This is a genomic window from Amycolatopsis sp. NPDC003731 (genome assembly GCF_053586895.1).
This window is the reverse complement of record NZ_JBSFNC010000082.1, coordinates 27,000-41,646: the sequence shown is the minus strand read 5'-3', so window position 1 is coordinate 41,646 and position 14,647 is coordinate 27,000. Positions and strand designations below refer to the sequence as shown.

Annotated in this window: 16 protein-coding genes; 5 read left to right on the top strand and 11 right to left on the bottom strand. The window is 71.5% G+C overall.

The window, feature by feature from the left end; translation table 11 throughout:
- Positions 1–41: 41 nt before the first annotated feature.
- Positions 42–206, bottom strand: a complete 165-nt coding sequence (locus ACWDN5_RS29005) for a hypothetical protein (RefSeq protein ID WP_310975710.1) — start codon at positions 204–206, stop codon at positions 42–44.
- A 154-nt stretch (positions 207–360) separates the two neighbouring features.
- Here ACWDN5_RS29005 and ACWDN5_RS29000 point away from each other — a divergent pair, with 154 nt between their 5' ends.
- A complete protein-coding gene (locus ACWDN5_RS29000) occupies positions 361–1,080 on the top strand; it encodes a methyltransferase (RefSeq protein ID WP_449678509.1) in 720 nt (239 codons plus the stop codon).
- Positions 1,067–1,279, top strand: a complete 213-nt coding sequence (locus tag ACWDN5_RS28995) for a CDGSH iron-sulfur domain-containing protein (RefSeq protein WP_449678508.1) — start codon at positions 1,067–1,069, stop codon at positions 1,277–1,279. The genes ACWDN5_RS29000 and ACWDN5_RS28995 overlap by 14 nt, the downstream gene beginning before the upstream one ends.
- 41 nt (positions 1,280–1,320) lie before the next feature.
- On the opposite strand, the gene ACWDN5_RS28990 is transcribed toward ACWDN5_RS28995, so the two are convergent.
- Together ACWDN5_RS28990 and ACWDN5_RS28985 are read right to left on the bottom strand one after the other, a co-directional pair.
- The gene (locus ACWDN5_RS28990; RefSeq protein WP_449678507.1) at positions 1,321–2,313 is read right to left on the bottom strand and encodes an iron-containing redox enzyme family protein; all 993 of its coding nucleotides are present in this window, start codon (positions 2,311–2,313) and stop codon (positions 1,321–1,323) included.
- A gap of 8 nt (positions 2,314–2,321) precedes the next feature.
- Complete coding sequence (locus ACWDN5_RS28985; RefSeq protein WP_449678506.1) at positions 2,322–3,455, bottom strand: carboxylate-amine ligase; 1,134 nt, start codon at positions 3,453–3,455, stop codon at positions 2,322–2,324.
- Between the two features lie 106 nt (positions 3,456–3,561).
- On the opposite strand from ACWDN5_RS28985, the gene ACWDN5_RS28980 reads away from it, so the two are divergent.
- On the top strand, positions 3,562–3,942 hold the full coding sequence (locus ACWDN5_RS28980) for an STAS domain-containing protein (protein ID WP_449678505.1): 381 nt from the start codon (positions 3,562–3,564) through the stop codon (positions 3,940–3,942).
- Between the two features lie 50 nt (positions 3,943–3,992).
- On the opposite strand, the gene ACWDN5_RS28975 is transcribed toward ACWDN5_RS28980, so the two are convergent.
- Complete coding sequence (locus tag ACWDN5_RS28975) at positions 3,993–4,736, bottom strand: hypothetical protein (protein WP_449678504.1); 744 nt, start codon at positions 4,734–4,736, stop codon at positions 3,993–3,995.
- A 223-nt stretch (positions 4,737–4,959) separates the two neighbouring features.
- A complete protein-coding gene (locus tag ACWDN5_RS28970) occupies positions 4,960–6,054 on the bottom strand; it encodes a carboxylate-amine ligase (protein WP_449678503.1) in 1,095 nt (364 codons plus the stop codon).
- A gap of 97 nt (positions 6,055–6,151) precedes the next feature.
- Between ACWDN5_RS28970 and ACWDN5_RS28965 the strand changes: the two genes are divergently transcribed.
- The gene (locus tag ACWDN5_RS28965; protein WP_310975717.1) at positions 6,152–6,631 is read left to right on the top strand and encodes a hemerythrin domain-containing protein; all 480 of its coding nucleotides are present in this window, start codon (positions 6,152–6,154) and stop codon (positions 6,629–6,631) included.
- A 41-nt stretch (positions 6,632–6,672) separates the two neighbouring features.
- On the opposite strand, the gene ACWDN5_RS28960 is transcribed toward ACWDN5_RS28965, so the two are convergent.
- On the bottom strand, positions 6,673–8,133 hold the full coding sequence (locus tag ACWDN5_RS28960) for an aminotransferase class I/II-fold pyridoxal phosphate-dependent enzyme (protein ID WP_449678502.1): 1,461 nt from the start codon (positions 8,131–8,133) through the stop codon (positions 6,673–6,675).
- An 80-nt stretch (positions 8,134–8,213) separates the two neighbouring features.
- On the opposite strand from ACWDN5_RS28960, the gene ACWDN5_RS28955 reads away from it, so the two are divergent.
- A complete protein-coding gene (locus ACWDN5_RS28955; protein WP_449678501.1) occupies positions 8,214–9,401 on the top strand; it encodes an amidohydrolase in 1,188 nt (395 codons plus the stop codon).
- 311 nt (positions 9,402–9,712) lie between these two features.
- Here ACWDN5_RS28955 and ACWDN5_RS28950 read toward each other — a convergent pair whose 3' ends face one another.
- The 5 genes from ACWDN5_RS28950 to ACWDN5_RS28930 are packed head-to-tail and all read right to left on the bottom strand — an operon-like array spanning position 9,713 to position 14,547.
- Positions 9,713–10,609 carry a TauD/TfdA dioxygenase family protein gene (locus tag ACWDN5_RS28950; RefSeq protein ID WP_310975720.1) on the bottom strand — a complete coding sequence of 299 codons (897 nt, stop codon included), beginning with the start codon at positions 10,607–10,609 and terminating at the stop codon, positions 9,713–9,715.
- Positions 10,606–11,919 (bottom strand): LLM class flavin-dependent oxidoreductase, encoded by a 1,314-nt coding sequence (locus ACWDN5_RS28945; RefSeq protein WP_449678500.1) that lies wholly within the window; start codon positions 11,917–11,919, stop codon positions 10,606–10,608. The genes ACWDN5_RS28950 and ACWDN5_RS28945 overlap by 4 nt, the downstream gene beginning before the upstream one ends.
- On the bottom strand, positions 11,916–12,761 hold the full coding sequence (locus tag ACWDN5_RS28940; RefSeq protein WP_449678499.1) for an ABC transporter permease: 846 nt from the start codon (positions 12,759–12,761) through the stop codon (positions 11,916–11,918). The genes ACWDN5_RS28945 and ACWDN5_RS28940 overlap by 4 nt, the downstream gene beginning before the upstream one ends.
- Entirely contained in the window at positions 12,758–13,531 is a 774-nt protein-coding gene (locus tag ACWDN5_RS28935; RefSeq protein ID WP_449678498.1) for an ABC transporter ATP-binding protein, read from the bottom strand. The genes ACWDN5_RS28940 and ACWDN5_RS28935 overlap by 4 nt, the downstream gene beginning before the upstream one ends.
- Complete coding sequence (locus ACWDN5_RS28930) at positions 13,528–14,547, bottom strand: ABC transporter substrate-binding protein (protein ID WP_449678497.1); 1,020 nt, start codon at positions 14,545–14,547, stop codon at positions 13,528–13,530. The genes ACWDN5_RS28935 and ACWDN5_RS28930 overlap by 4 nt, the downstream gene beginning before the upstream one ends.
- Positions 14,548–14,647 lie beyond the last annotated feature (100 nt).

Here is a 14,647-nt window from a genome sequence, read left to right as displayed (position 1 = left end):
GTTCGGACAGTCCGAACGCGACCCCCGGTTTTTCGATTGCTTCAGCCGGACTGCGGGTCGCTGTCGTCGTGCTCGTCCCCGGTCGACGTGCCCTGCTCGCCGCGAAGGGTCTCGCGCTGGGCTTCCGGGGTGTCGCCGTGCGGGTCGTCGCCCCGGGCGCCTTCGGCGGGGTCGGTCGGGTGCTGCGTGCGCTCTTCGGACGTCATTTCGTCCTCCTTCACGGTCGTTTCCGCAGCGGATACCCCCGCCGCGCACGGCTCAACCCCCGGCGTTTGCCGCGAAGATCGCCGGGTAAGCCGGGAGCGACGCGGTTGTCACCGGCGATCGCGCCGGGACCGCGGTGAGGTGAAGGAGACCCAGATGACCACGTCGGCGGAACCCGTCCGCCCGGGCCCCTTGGCCGCCCGGTCCGTCGTCCACTCGCCCGTGCCGCCCGCCCCGCGGATGCTGCGGCTGCCCGGTGTCTACCGCCCCCAGGAAGACACCGCCCTGCTCGCGTCGGCGATCGCCGAGCTGGCGATCCGGCCCGGCGCCCGCGCCCTCGACCTGTGCACCGGCACCGGCGCGCAGGCGATCACCCTGGCCCGCCGCGGCGCGGGAACCGTGCTGGCGGTGGACCTTTCGCGCCGGGCGCTGGCCTCGGCGCGGCTGAACGCGCTGGTCCGGCAGCTAGCCGTGCGCCCGTGCCGGGGAGGCCTCGCCAGAGCGCTGCGCGAGGGCCCGTTCGACGTCGTCGTGGCGAATCCGCCGTACGTGCCGTCCCCGGCGGCGACGGTCCGGGCCACCCGGGGCTGGGACGCCGGCCCGGACGGTCGCGCGCTGCTGGACCCGCTGTGCGCCGCCGCGGGCACGCTGCTGCGCCCGGGCGGGACGATGCTGCTCGTGCAATCGGCTCTGTCCGATGTGGACAAGTCGCGGGAAATGCTGGCCGCGCAGGGCTTGCGGGCCACGGTGGCCCGGCGCGCCCGGATCCCGTTCGGCCCGGTCCTTTCCGGACGGACGGAGTTCCTCGAGGCGGCCGGGCTGATCGAGCCCGGCCAGCGGGTGGAAGAACTGGTGGTGCTGCGTGCCGAACGCTGAGCGCGGGCCTCGCCGGGTGACCGTCGTCCCGGGCGGCCCGGTCCTGGTGGAGGGACCGGTCGAGCTGAGCACGCCCGAGGGCGAGCTGGTGCGCTCCGACCGGTTCCTGGTCGCGGTGTGCGCGTGCCGGCGGAGCAAGCGGTTCCCGTTCTGCGACACCAGCCACCGCAAACGCGTCCGCACCCAAGCGGACGACTGACGGGCGATGGCCTCCCGGTCCGGCCGGGAGGCCATCTCGTCTCAGCTCCGCAGGGACGACCGGCCGGCCTTCCAGCGGCTCAGCACCTGCTCGCCGAAGCGGCCCTCGAGGAACTCGGTCGCCTGAATGCCGAACACGATGTCGGCGGCCAGCTCGGGCTCCTGCTCCAGCAGGTCGCCGAGCACGTCGTGGCGCATGACCTGCTCGTGCACCGCGTCGGCCTCGATGTGCTCGGTGTAGAAGAACCGGCACGCCTCCGGCGCGTCCAGGCGCCGCAGGGCCTGGTCCATCCGCTGCGCGGACGGCGCTGTCGTGATCTCCGCCGCCGCGAAGTGCCCGCACAGCGCGCCCCGCAGCGACCGGTGCAGGCCGAACAGCGACATCATGTTGACCACCGCCAGCATCGAGCCGGGGACCTGGTCGATGAGCTCCAGGTAGCCGTCGGGCAGGCCGGCCGCGCGCAGCAGGTCGGTGTAGAGGCGGGCGTGCACGAGCTCCGCGCGGCCGCCGCCGAACTCGTCGAACTCCACCGCCACCAGCGCGGCCTTGGCGCGGCCGCGCAGCCGCGGGATCACCCACGCGTGCGGGTCGGCCTCCTTGTGGTGGTAGATCGAGCGGTGCGTGAAGTACTCCCGCAGCTGCGTCCAATCACCGTGGTCGCGCAGGTAGTGCGAGACGCCTTCGATATCGATCGGCTCGACCAGCAGGCCGTCGAGTTCCGCTTGGACGTCGTCGCCGCCCGCCACGTTGTCGCGCAACGCGGCGAGGAACCGGGCCTCCAGCGCGCCGCGCAGGCGCAGCAGCTCCGGGTCCCACTCCCAGTCGGGGGACACGCCCGGCAGGCCCTGGTAGTGCAGTTCGTAGCACAGGTGCAGGGCCAGCTGGAGGTCGTCGCCGAGCGGGTCGGCGTCGGCGAGACCGTCGAAGTCCAGGTCGGCCCGCGGCTGTTCGCGCAGGAGGATGCCCAGCACCGAAGCCGAAAGCGGGCCTCGCGCGGCCGGCAGGGTGGCCGCCGCGGTGGTGGAAGTCGTCATGGTCCCGGCTACCCGGTCAGCAGCGTTCCATGCGCGGCGGGCACGGTCGCCGCGGTGAGCCACCGCACCGCGGCCGCCGTCTCCTGGCCGGCCACCGCCCGCTGCTGCGTGGCCCCGGTGCCGCCGTCGCGCACCGCGTCGACGAGCTTCCGGACCTCGGCCAGGTCACCGCTGTCTTCCAGCGGTGCCCGGACGTGCGCGAGGAGGTCGTCGACGAGCGTCCACGCCGGACGGCGGGTCGCGTCGGCGGCGTCCACCAGGTCCCCGCCGAGGCCGTGGCGCGCGGCGGCCCACACGGCCGCGGCGGCCACCTGCGGGGACAGCGGCGTGGCCTCCCGGCCTTCGGAGAGCTCGGCGAGGGCCCGCTGCACCAGCGCCCGGCTGAGCAGGGCCTGCAGCACGGCGTGGTCGACGGTCAGGGCGGTGTCGGCGACCCGGAACTCGACCGTCGGGAACCGGCCGGACGGGCGGGCCAGCCAGAACGTCTGGTCCGGGTCGACCAGCGCGCCGCAGTCGACCAGCGTGTCGACGGCCCGCCGGTACTCGGCGTACCCGCGCAGGTGCGGGGCGACGCCGGAGCCGGGGAAGCGGGACTGCAGGACCATCCGCCAGCTGTCGTAGCCGGTGTCGCGCCCGTGGTCGAACGGCGAATTGGCGGACAGCGCGAGCAGCGTGGGCAGCCACCGGCCGAGGTGGTTGACGACGGCCACCGCGGTGTCGGGATCGGGCACGCCGACGTGGACGTGGCACCCGCAGGCCTCGTAGTCGGCGACGACCGCGCCGTAGACGGCGTCGATCTCGGCGTACCGGCCGGTGCTCGCGGGTGGCTCCGCGGCCGGCCCGGGCCCGACCGGCGTCCCGGTGGCCAGCAACGCGCAGTCTTCGGCCGCGGCGGCGCCGGCCAGCACCCGGCGCGCGGCGGTCAGCTGGTACCGGAGCTCGTCGGCGGTCGTGCAGACTCCGCTGGCGGCTTCGAGCTGAGTCAGCCGCAGTTCCCGGTGCACCCGGACGCCATCGGGCAGCGACCCGTGGTGGCGGTAGCGGGCCAGCACCGGCTCGGCGCACGGCGAAGCGTGCCCGGTGCGGGGGTTCACGAGGAGGAACTCCTCTTCGACGCCCATCGTGGGCGGGCCGTCGGACATGGGCAGCCTCCTTCCGGACCGGCTGGGGTTACCCGCTCCGGCCGCGGAAATGCGCCTGGACCCGGGGCTTGTTTCGCGGTTCGGCAGCCGCGGGTACCTCGCACTCATGACAACTCACGAGCGGTTGCGGGTGGTCGGCGCTCCGTCGTCGCACCGCCTGCCGTCACCCCGCGCCCCGTCCGACGGCGACCAGGGGAGCCACCTCCGCTGGAAGAGCCCGGACGCGGTGGTCGTGGAGGTCACAGGCGAGGTGGACCTGTGTTCGGTGGCCGCCTTGGCGGCGGTCCTGGACGAGCACGTCCGAGCACGCCCCGGAGTGCTGCGCGTGGACCTCGGCCAGGTGTGCTTCCTCGGCGCGGCGGGCATCCGCGTGCTGTTGCGGGCGCACCGGTACGCCGAGGCGGTGGGCGTTCACCTGGTGATCGACCCCGGCCGGTCGCATGCCGCGGTCCGGGCATTGGAATTGCTCGACCGGCTTCAGGATTAGGCCTTATCCGACGACTCTTCCGGCTGCGTCAGACGCTCTCGACAAGGACGTCACTTCTTGATGGACATCCAGGAGGCGACCTCGGCCAGTGCGTCGAGCGTCGCGCCGTCGAAGTGACCGGTGGCGGTGTCGGCTTCGGCGACGACCATCCCATAGCCCTCCGGGCGTGAGGCGTAATGCAGCCCCGTCATCTTCACCCCGGCCACCCCGAGCACCACGGCGACGTCCAGCGGCCGTACATCTCCGCTGTCCTGCACTCGCTCGACTCTTTCGAACGCCGCGGCCTGTTTCTTGCTACGGAAACCGACGCGCACCACCGAAACGACCGCGGCGTTGCCATGCCCGTCACCGACGGCCAGCAGCATTCGATGCAGGGACGAACACGGCGTTCTGATCAGAAACTCGCGCACTTTGTCCGTGGCTGCCGCGATGCACTCAGTCGAGTGTTCGAGATCGTGGACTTCTCGGCGCAGCTGCTTGACCTTCAGCTTGCTCCAGGCCTCGTCCGTCTTGCCTTTCTTCGCCGACTCGCGGCCTTCGGCTTCGCGAGTCTTGATCGACCGTCCCGGCAGAGCGTCGACGACGTCACCAGCGGCGTTGCCGGCGAAAGCTTCGGATGCTGCTGCTCCGGCACCCACGCCGCCACCACCCGCGAACACGCCGGCCGCACCTACCCCGGCGACGCCGCTTCCGGCAAGGACGACCGCGGCCGCGACCGCCACCAAGGGGCCCGCACCGCCCTTGCCGTCCTCGATGTAGATCCGTTTTCCATTTTTCGTGATCCAGCGACCCACGTGTGCGTTTCCCCTCGCATTTGCTCAGCGCGCCTCGCGTACGCGACGTGCAACTGAACATTTACGCATGGCGTCTGTGGGTGGTTGCCCGCCATTCGAGTGAACCCGAGCGCTGGAAACAGGGCATCGAGCCGCCGGAACTCCGAATGACTTGATCGCTGGGGCTCATTGCGTGAGCGCGTCACCATCGGCCCGGCGAGCCCGCACCGTGGTGCGAGGCGTCCTAGTCGCCGGTGAGCAGGTCGACCACGTCCTCGGCCCGCTTCCGTTCCCCGAACCGCCGCCGCTGGCGGTCGGCGCCGCCGCCTTCGGCGGCCAGGCGGGCCGTCCCTTCCCGCGCGAAGTCCAAGTCCCCGGCCGCTTCCAAGGCCGGGGCCGTCAGCTCCACCAAGTCGTCCAATACCGCCTTCGCCGGCTCCAAGTCCCCGCTCTTCGGGTGCGGGCAGCAACCGGTCACCCCTTCGCGTGACGCCCGCCAGAGCTGCGCGCGCAGCACCTCGTTCGACAGATGCGGCGCCGGGCCGTCGTCGGCCAGTGCCGTGGCGACCAAGCCTCGCGCCAGCACACCCAGCAACACCGCGTCTTCCGGCACCGCCGCGACGTCGGCGATACGGAACTCCAGCGTCGGCTGCTTGTCCGAGAGCCGGACGTCCCAGTAGATCATTCCGCGGTCGAGGATCGAGCCCGCGCGCAGCCAGCCGTCGACGATGCTCTCGTACTCGTCCAGCGAAGCGAAGCGCGGCGGTGGTCCGGCCGAGGGCCAGCGGCTCCACTGCTGGTAGCGCCAGCTGCAGTAACCCGTGTCGTAGCCGTCGGAAATCGCCGAGTTCGCCGTCACCGTGAGCAGCGCCGGCAGCCACGGCCGGATGCGGTTCAGGACCTGGACGCCGCTCTCCTTGTCCGGGATCGCCACGTGCACGTGACACCCGCAGGTGAGCGACGTCCGGGCGGTGGCGCCGAAGTGTTCGGCCATCCGCTCGTAGCGCGGGTTCGGCGTGATCACGGGTGGGTTCGTTTCGGACAAGAGCGGGGACGCGGCCGGCAGCACGCGGTACCCGCGCCGGCGGGCGGCGCCCGCGAGGTCATCGCGCAGCCCGCGCAACTGGCGCAGGGCTTCGGTGTGGGTCCGGCAGACGTCGGTGGCGGCTTCGGCCTGGGACCGCGTCAGCTCGTGCTGCAGCTCGCCTTGGTCGTCTCCGGCGGCTTCGGCCGCGTCGACGACGTCGTCGCCGGCGTGGGACAGGTGCCCGCGGCGGTCGACGACGAAGAACTCCTCTTCGATGCCGAACGTCAGCACATCGCCCGTCGGTTGGTTCACCGGTGTTCTCCTGGGGGGTCGGGGACCGGACGAATACCCGGCGGACGGTTCGGGCAAACCGGGTTTTCCCGCGCGCGCAGCGGGTATCCGACCGTCCATGTCGACCGACGCCATCGTGCTGCTCAAGAACGATCACAAGACCGTGGAGAAGCTGTTCAAGCAATTCGAGAAGGCGGGGGAGGAGGCGTACGACGAGAAGCGCCGGATCGCCGACTCGATCATCGAAGAGCTGACCGTCCACGCCTACATCGAGGAGGAGATCTTCTACCCGGCCGCGCGGGAAGCCGTGCCGGAGACCAAGGACCACGTGCTGGAAAGCGTGGAGGAGCACCACGTCGTGGTGTGGATGCTGTCGGAACTGCTCGGCATGGACCCGAAGGACGAGACCTTCGACGCCAAGGTCACCGTGCTCACCGAGAACGTCCGCCACCACGTCGAAGAAGAAGAGGACGAGTGGTTCCCCGAGGTCCGCTCGGCGATGGGCCGCAAGCAGCTGCAGGAACTGGGGCAGCGGATGATCGACGCCCGCTCCGACGCCCCCAAGAACCCCCTGGAACTCAAGAGCGCCAAGGCCTGACGGAGGAGGGCGCCGCTTCCCGGGAAGCGGCGCCCTCGCGGTCACCCCTTCGCGACGACCCGGATGGACTCGAGTTCGGAGTCGGCCGGGTCGGGCAGCTGCATCCCCGCGCCGAGCCCGCTGCGCAGGTAGTCGAGCATCGGCTGGGTGATCACCTCGCCGGGCAGCACGCCGGGCGCCCCGGGCGGGTACGGCGTGATCATCTCGGCCGCGATCCGGCCGGCCGCTTCCGCCACGGGCACTTGCTCGGTCTCGCCGAAGAACGCGTCGCGCGGCAGCATCGCCGTCTCCAGCTCCATCTCCCGCGGCGACGGCAGATCCACCTTCGGCGGCTTTTCGAACGACGGCACGGCCTTCACCAGCGCTTCGACGGCGTCGAGCAGCGTGCCCGCGGTCCCTTCGTCGTCGGAGTGGGTGAACTGGGCGACGATCCGCCGGTGGTCGGACAGGCCGACCGTGACGCGCCGGTGCGCGCGCAGCCAGTCGGCGGCCTGGTACCCGCTGATGCCGAGGGGATCGAGGTCGAGGACGACCTTGAGCGGGTCGGCCGAGTCGGCGAGGTCCGGGCCGAGCAGTTCGTCGTGCAGCACGGTGACGCCCAGCTCGCCCAGCCGGCCGCGAACCGACTCCACGAGTGTCAGCGCACCTTCGAGCAGTTCCTTGCCGTGCTCGGCCATCTGGCGGCGCCAGCCGTCGAGGGCCGCGTACACCAGGGAGCTCGCGCTCGTCGTGCCCAGCAGGTCCTCGCGCGCCTTCAGCACCTTCGGGTCCACGCGGTCGCCCTGCAGGTGGAAGACCGAGCTCTGCTCGACCGCCGCGCCCATCTTGTGCACGCTCGTGACGCACACGTCGGCGCCGACGTTCATGCCCCACGGCGGGAGTCCGTCGTGGAACGGCAGGTGCGCGCCCCACGCCTCGTCGACGATCAGCGGCAGCCCGCGGTCGTGGCACCACTCGGCGATCGCGCGCAGGTCGCCGCAGGTGCCGTAGTCGGTCGGGGTCACGACCAGGGCGCCCTTGACCTCGGGATCGCGCTCGTGGGCCTCCGCGAACTCCCGGACGCCCGGCGGGTGGCTCAGGTGCCGTTCGGCGTCCCAGTGCGGCCGGACCCAGACGGGCCGGACGCCGCTGACGATCAGCCCGGAGATCACCGACTTGTGGACGTGCCGCGGCACGAGCAGCTTTTCGTGCGGACCGGCGACGGCGAGCATCGCGCTCTTCACCGAAAGCGAGCTGCCGCACGTCGAGAAGAACGTGTGCTCGGCGCCCACCGCGTCGGCCATCAGCTCCTGCGCTTCGGCGAGCACGCCCTGGCGCATCAGGCGGTCGTCGAGGCCGTTGAGCGCGATGACGTCGGACTTGAAGACGTCGGCGCCGACGATGTCGAGGACCCGGGGATCAACGCCGCGGCCCTGTTTGTGGCCGGGGGCGTTGAACGGGACGTAGCCGGCGCTGTGGTAGTCGCGCAGCGCCTCGAGCACCGGTGCCTTGCTGTGGTCCATGGCGCCGGAGTAGCCGGACGTGGTCCGCGTGAAACACCCCCGGTGGCGTGACCGCGCGTGGTTGGGGTATCCCGGAGGGCATGGAGTGGCACGAGGAGCTGCACGAGCGGGCCGACGAGCGCATCGAGCACCTGGACGAGCGGCTGTGGGCCGTCGCCACCGCGCTGCACGAGCGGCCGGAACTGTCCTATGAGGAGCACGCCGCCGCCGAGCGGCTCACCGGCGAACTGGCCGCCGACGGCTTCGCCGTGGAAACCGGGATCGCCGGGCTCCCCACGGCGTTCGTCGCCCGCGCCGGTGAAGGGCGGCCGTGCATCGCGCTGCTGCTGGAGTACGACGCCCTGCCCGGGCTCGGGCACGCCTGCGGGCACAACCTGATCGCCGCGGCCGGACTGGGGGCCGCGCTGGCCGCCAAGGACGTCCTGGGTGACACCCCGGGCTCGGTGCTCGCCGTGGGCACCCCCGCCGAAGAACGCGGCGGCGGCAAGGTCGCGATGGCCGAGGCGGGCGTCTTCGACGACGTCGACGCGGCCCTGATGATTCACCCGGGCGTGCACTCGTGGTCGTGGGCGCCGCTGACCGCGCAGGTCGAGGTCAAGGTGACCTTCCACGGCCGGGCGGCCCACCCGACCGGCGACCCGGAGCACGGCATCGACGCCCTCGCCGCGCTGATCCAGGCGTTCGGGGCGATCTCGGCCCTGCGCCAGCGGCTGCCCACCGGGTCGCACGTCCAGGGCATCATCACCGAAGGCGGCGAGGCGACGAACATCGTCCCCGACCGCGCCGAAGGCCGGTTCGGCCTCCGCGCGCTGACGACGGACGCGCTGGACCGCCTGGTCGAGGACGTGACGACGTGCGCGGAAGGCGCGGCGCTGGCGACCGGGGCGAAGGTCGACGTCGAACGCCTCGGGCGCGGGTACGCGCACTTCCGCGACAACCCGGTGCTGTCGGAGCGGTTCACCGAGCACCTGGCGGCCTGCGGGATCCACGCGACCCCGCCGGCGCCGGGGGCCTTCCTCGGGTCGTCGGACATCGGCGACGTCAGCGTCCGGGTCCCGGCGATCCACCCGTTCGTGGGTATTACCGCGGAGGAGAAGTCGGACCACACGCCCGAGTTCGCCGAGGCGGCGGCGAGTCCGCGCGGCCGGGCGGCGATGCTGGCCTCGGCGGCGGCGCTGGCCCGCACGGTGATCGACCTGCGGACACACCCGGCACTGGTCAGCCGCGCGTGGGACTGCTTCCGGGACCTGGCGCGGAACGGGCGCTGACCGGCCGCCGCCGCAGGCGCTCCACGTGGTTCATCGCCTCGCCCCCTTCCGGGATCGCCTGCATGAGCCAGTTGTGGAACATCCCGGGCCAGCGCGCTGCCCGCGGAGTCACCGGAGACGACGATGCGCTCGGCGTCGATCCCGTGGGACCAGCGGGTAGACCGGCAGCGTCACCGTGCAGCCGAGCCGCGCGACCAGGTCGGCGGCGTAGCGCCATGGTGCTTTCCGGCGCCCGCCGGACCTGGCGCGGCGGCCCGGCCGACCACTCCTTCCCGTCCGCACCCGGTTACCCGGGCGCGGACGGGACCTGACTAGGCGACGGAGGTGTAGTGCGACGCGTCACCTTCGAGCGACTCGCTGGGCCGCCCGTCGATGCCGGCCGGGACGTCGCCGGCCACCGTGACGCGGTTGAGCCGCCGCGGCAGGCCGTCGTAGTTGTCGATCGCGTAGTGCTGGGTGATCCGGTTGTCGAACAGCACCAGCTGGTCCGGCTCCCACGCCACGCGCACGACGTTCTCCGGTCGCGTCACGTAGGACTGCAGCAGTCGCAGCAGGTCCCGGGACTCGGTCACCGACAGGCCTTCGATCCGCTGGGCGAACCCGCCGATGAACAGGCCGCGCTCGCCGGTCACCGGGTGCACCCGCACCACCGGGTGCACGGTCCGGTACTTGAGCGAGACGAACTGCGCCCGGCGCTCGCGCTCCTGCTCGTCCACCGTCTCCGGCGGCTGCACGTAGTCGTAGTCGTTGGTGTGCACCGCCCGCAGCGTGTCGGCGAACGCCCGCAGCGGCTCCGGCAGGTCGCGGTAGGCCGCGGCGGCGTTCGCGATCAGCGTCTCCCCACCGTAGGGCGGCACCACGAGGCTGCGCAGCGTGCTGGCCTTCGGCGGGTTGAGGACGAAGGTGACGTCGGTGTGCCAGTGGTTGGCGCGCCCGCGCTCGCTGTCGACAGGCAGGATCGCCGGCGCGCCCTCGACGGCGGGCACCGTCGGGTGCGCCTTGGTGAGCTCGCCGAAGTGCGCGGCGAACCGCTGCTGGCCCTCGTCGTCGAGCCGGACGTTCCGGAACACCAGCGCCTTGTGCTCGTGCAGGGCGTCGGTCAGGAACGCCACCTGGGCGGCGTCGAGGTCGCCGGCCGGGTCGAAGCCGACGATCTCGGCGCCGATCCTCCCGGTCAGCTTGCGGACGTCGGTGCCGATGGTGGTCATGCGGGCTCCTTCACTCGGTTGCGGTTGACGGGCCGCGCGAGGCCGTAGTGCTCGCGCAAGGTGGTGCCGGAGTACTCGGTGCGGAACAGGCCGCGCCGCTGCAGCTCCGGGACGACGAGGTCGACGAAGTCGTCGAGCCCGCCGGGCAGGGTGGGCGGCATGACGTTGAAGCCGTCGGCGGCACCGCCGCGGAACCACGCCTCCAGCTCGTCGGCGACCTGGACCGGCGTCCCGGCGAAGACGCGGTGCCCGCGCCCGCCGGCCAGCCGTTCCAGCAGCTGCCGGATGGTGAGATCTTCCCGCCGGGCCAGGCCGACGACCAGGTCGAACCGGCTCTGGCCGCCCTCGGTGAAGCTGCCGACGTCGGGCAGCGGCCCGTCGAGCGGGTAGCCGGTGACGTCGTGGTCGAGCATCTTCGACAGCTGCCGCAGCCCGTAGTCCGGGATGATCAGCGCGTTCAGCTCGGCCTCGCGTTCGCGGGCCTCCGCTTCGGTGCGGCCCAGGATCGGCGAGATCCCGGGGAGGATCTTGATTTCGTCCGGCGTGCGGCTGTACTTCGCGAGCCGGCCCTTGACGTCGTCGTAGAACGCCTTGCCTTCGGCGAACGTCTGCTGCGCGGTGAACACGGCTTCGGCGTGCCGGGCCGCGTACTCCTTGCCGGTCTCCGACGACCCGGCCTGCACGAGCAGCGGGTGTCCCTGGGGCGGGCGTTCGATGTTGAGCGGGCCCCGCACCTGGAAGTGCGGTCCGTCGTGCTCGATCGCGCGGATGCGGTCGGTGTCGGCGTAGACACCGCTGGGCCGGTCGACGACGGCGGCGCCGTCGTCCCAGCTGTCCCACAGCTTTTTGACGACCTCGACGAACTCCTCGGCCCGGTCGTACCGCGCCTCGTGCGAAGGGCGCTTGGCGAGGTTGAAGTTCCGGGCCTCGTCGATACCGGCCGAGGTGACGATGTTCCAGCCCGCGCGGCCACCGGAGAGGTGGTCGAGCGAGGCGAACTTGCGGGCCAGGTGGTAGGGCTCGTTGTAGGTGGTCGACGCCGTCGCGATCAGTCCGATGTGGACCGTGGACGCGGCCAGCGCGGACAGCAGCGTCAGCGGTTCGAAGTGGCTGTGGGAGTTGTGCTTCACGTTGCCCCACAGGGCGACGCCGTCGGCGAGGAAGATCGAGTCGAGCTTTCCGCGCTCGGCCGTGCGCGCGAGGTCGACGTAGTGCTGCAGCGTCCGGGCCCGGTGCGGGTCGGTCGAACGGTGCCGCCACGCGGCTTCGTGGTGGCCGTTCGGCATCACGAACGCGTTGAGGTGCATCATGCCTTCTCCTTGGGACGCCAGGTGGAAAACCGCCGTTCGAGGCCGACGAAGCCGGCGTTGACGACGACGCCGAGCACCGAGACCGCGATGATCCCGGCGTACATCTGCTGGATCTGGAAGTTCACCTGGCTCGTGTTGATCAGGTAGCCGAGCCCGGCCTTCGCGCCGACCATCTCCGCGGCCACCAGCACCAGGATCGAATAGGACGCCGCCATCCGGATACCGGTGAACACCGTCGGCACCGCCGAGGGCAGGATCACCTTCCGGAACAGCCGCGGGCTGGACAGCCCGAGCGAGCGGGCCGCCTTGACCAGCAGCGGGTCGACCGTGTTGACCCCGGCGATCGTGTTGAGCAGCACCGGCCACACGCAGGCGTAGACCACCAGGCTGACCTTCGACAGCTCGCCGATGCCCAGCAGCAGCGTGAACACCGGCAGCAGCGCCAGCGCGGCGGTGTTGCGGGCCAGCTCCAGCAGCGGCTGCAGGAACCGCGCCACCGGCCGGTACCAGCCGATCAGCAGGCCCAGGGGCACAGCGACCGCGACGGCAACGGCGAACCCGGCGGCGGACCGTCCGACGCTGGCCAGCAGGTGGTCGGCCAGCTCGCCGTCGAGGGTCAGCTCCCACAGGGCCTGGAGGTCCTCCGACAGCGGCGGCAGGAACGTCCGCGTGCTCTCGTCGAGGACGAACCGGGGGACCAGCTCCCAGAGCAGCACGAAGAGGACGACCGCGGCGGAGGCGTGCACGGCCCGGGTGAGCGTCTTCCCGAACCTGCGTGGTTTCGGCGGCGGCTCGCTGGGTCTGGTGTGGACTGCGGGCGCTTCGAGGGTGGTGGTCGTCATCGGGCCGCGCTCCGTTCGTGTTCGGCCGCCTTGCGGACCTCGTCGTGCAGCAGTTCCCAGAGCCGGTGGCGCTGCCGGCCGAACTCGGGCCCGGAGCGCACGTCCCCGGCACGGTCGCCGAGGTCGACGTCGACGACGGCCTTGAGCCGCCCGGGCCGCGACGTCAGCACCGCCACCCGTTGTCCCAGGTAGACGGCCTCGTCGATGCCGTGGGTGATGAACACGATCGTCTTGCCGGTGCGGCGCCAGATCCGCAGCAGCTCCTCCTGCAGCTGCTCGCGGGTCTGGGCGTCGAGCGCGGCGAACGGCTCGTCCATCAGCAGCACGGCCGGGTCGTAGGCGAGACTGCGGGCGATCGCGACCCGCTGCTTCATCCCGCCGGACAGTTCGTGCGGGTAGCGGTCCTCGAAGCCGGACAGGCCGACCAGGGCGAGGTATTCGCGCGCCCGTTCGGCCCGTTGCCGCTTCCCGAGCGATCCGCCTTCGAGGCCGAATTCGACGTTGGCGCGGGCGGTGCGCCACGGGAACAGCGCGTACTGCTGGAAGACGACTCCGCGGTCGAGCCCCGGGCCGCGCACCGGGTCGCCGTCGATCAGCACTTCGCCGGACGTCGGGGTGGCGAGGCCGCCCAGCAGGTCGAGCAACGTCGACTTTCCCGAGCCGCTGGGGCCGACGAGCGAGAGGAACGTGCCGTCGGCGATGTCGAGGGAGACGTCGTCGAGGGCGGTCAGGGCGCCGAAGGTCTTGGTCACCGAGCGGATGCTGATCACTTGCTCACCGCCGGGGCGCCGTCGCGGTAGGGGTTGAACTCGTTGGTGTAGAGCTTCGAGGTGTCGATCCGGTCGTGCTTGAGGTAGCCCTCCTGCTTGAGCCACGGCTCCCAGCGGGTGTAGTCCGCGTCGGAGATGAGGCCGCCGCGGGTGATGCCGACGCTCTTCCAGTACTTCAGCGTGTCGGTGCTTTCGTTGCGGCCGCGGGCTTTCACGATCTTCGTGAAGCGGGCGATGACCTCGTCTCGCGGGGTGGTGCGTTCCCACTCGATCGCCTTGGCCACGGCGGAGACGAAGATCTTCGCGGTTTCCGGGTACTTCTTGATGAAGTCGGTGCGCAGCACGTACGGGCCGCCGTTGTAGGGCCCGAACGCGCCGACGTCGGTGAACAGCGGGCGGACGCCGCCGGCCGCGAGGGCGTGGTCCTGCAGGATCCCCTGGAGCGCGGCGACGTCGAGCTGGCCGTTGCGCAGCGCCTGTTCGGCGTTCACCGGCGGGATGACGACGAGCTGCACCTGCTTGATCTCGTCGCCGGAGAGGCCCTGCCCCTGGAGCCAGGTGTCGAGCGCGGCTTCGAGGTTCGCGCCGGCGGTGTTGACGCCGACCTTCTTGCCGATCAGGTCGCGGGCGGTCCGGATCGGGCTGTCCTCTTTGGTGTAGAAGCCGAGGAAGGTCTTGTCGTCGGAGCCGTAGTAGTTGACGACCGCCTTGACCGGCGCCCCGGCTTCGACGAGCTTGACGACCGCGCCGGTGAAGGCGCCGCCGAAGTCGGTCTGGTCGGTGGCCGCGGACTGGATGTCCTGCGGGCCGCTGATCGTGTTGCCGACCCACTTCAGCTTGACCGGGCCGAAGTAGCCCAGGTCTTCGGCGAGTTCGGGCAGGGTGACGGCGTTCGCGCTGCCTTGGTAGCGCAGCTCCAGCTTCTCCGGTTGCCCGGGCGCACCGGTGGCCGTCGCCGAAGCGCAGCCGGCCAGCAGCATCACGGCGGCGGCGAACAGGGGCAGGGTTTTCTTCACGGTGGTTTCGTCCGTTCCGGGAGTCGGTGGGGATGGCAGCAATTGTCGGCGGCCCCCGGACGGACGGTCAATTTTGCGAGTTCGTGAAATAACTCGTGCG

Excerpts from the sequence above, each read along its gene's own strand:
- ACWDN5_RS29005 (WP_310975710.1), bottom strand. The coding sequence starts at position 206 with ATGACGTCCGAAGAGCGCACGCAGCACCCGACCGACCCCGCCGAAGGC.
- ACWDN5_RS29000 (WP_449678509.1), top strand. The coding sequence starts at position 361 with ATGACCACGTCGGCGGAACCCGTCCGCCCGGGCCCCTTGGCCGCCCGG.
- ACWDN5_RS28990 (WP_449678507.1), bottom strand. The coding sequence starts at position 2,313 with ATGACGACTTCCACCACCGCGGCGGCCACCCTGCCGGCCGCGCGAGGC.
- ACWDN5_RS28985 (WP_449678506.1), bottom strand. The coding sequence starts at position 3,455 with ATGTCCGACGGCCCGCCCACGATGGGCGTCGAAGAGGAGTTCCTCCTC.
- ACWDN5_RS28980 (WP_449678505.1), top strand. The coding sequence starts at position 3,562 with ATGACAACTCACGAGCGGTTGCGGGTGGTCGGCGCTCCGTCGTCGCAC.
- ACWDN5_RS28965 (WP_310975717.1), top strand. The coding sequence starts at position 6,152 with ATGTCGACCGACGCCATCGTGCTGCTCAAGAACGATCACAAGACCGTG.
- ACWDN5_RS28960 (WP_449678502.1), bottom strand. The coding sequence starts at position 8,133 with ATGGACCACAGCAAGGCACCGGTGCTCGAGGCGCTGCGCGACTACCAC.
- ACWDN5_RS28955 (WP_449678501.1), top strand. The coding sequence starts at position 8,214 with ATGGAGTGGCACGAGGAGCTGCACGAGCGGGCCGACGAGCGCATCGAG.
- ACWDN5_RS28950 (WP_310975720.1), bottom strand. The coding sequence starts at position 10,609 with ATGACCACCATCGGCACCGACGTCCGCAAGCTGACCGGGAGGATCGGC.
- ACWDN5_RS28945 (WP_449678500.1), bottom strand. The coding sequence starts at position 11,919 with ATGATGCACCTCAACGCGTTCGTGATGCCGAACGGCCACCACGAAGCC.
- ACWDN5_RS28940 (WP_449678499.1), bottom strand. The coding sequence starts at position 12,761 with ATGACGACCACCACCCTCGAAGCGCCCGCAGTCCACACCAGACCCAGC.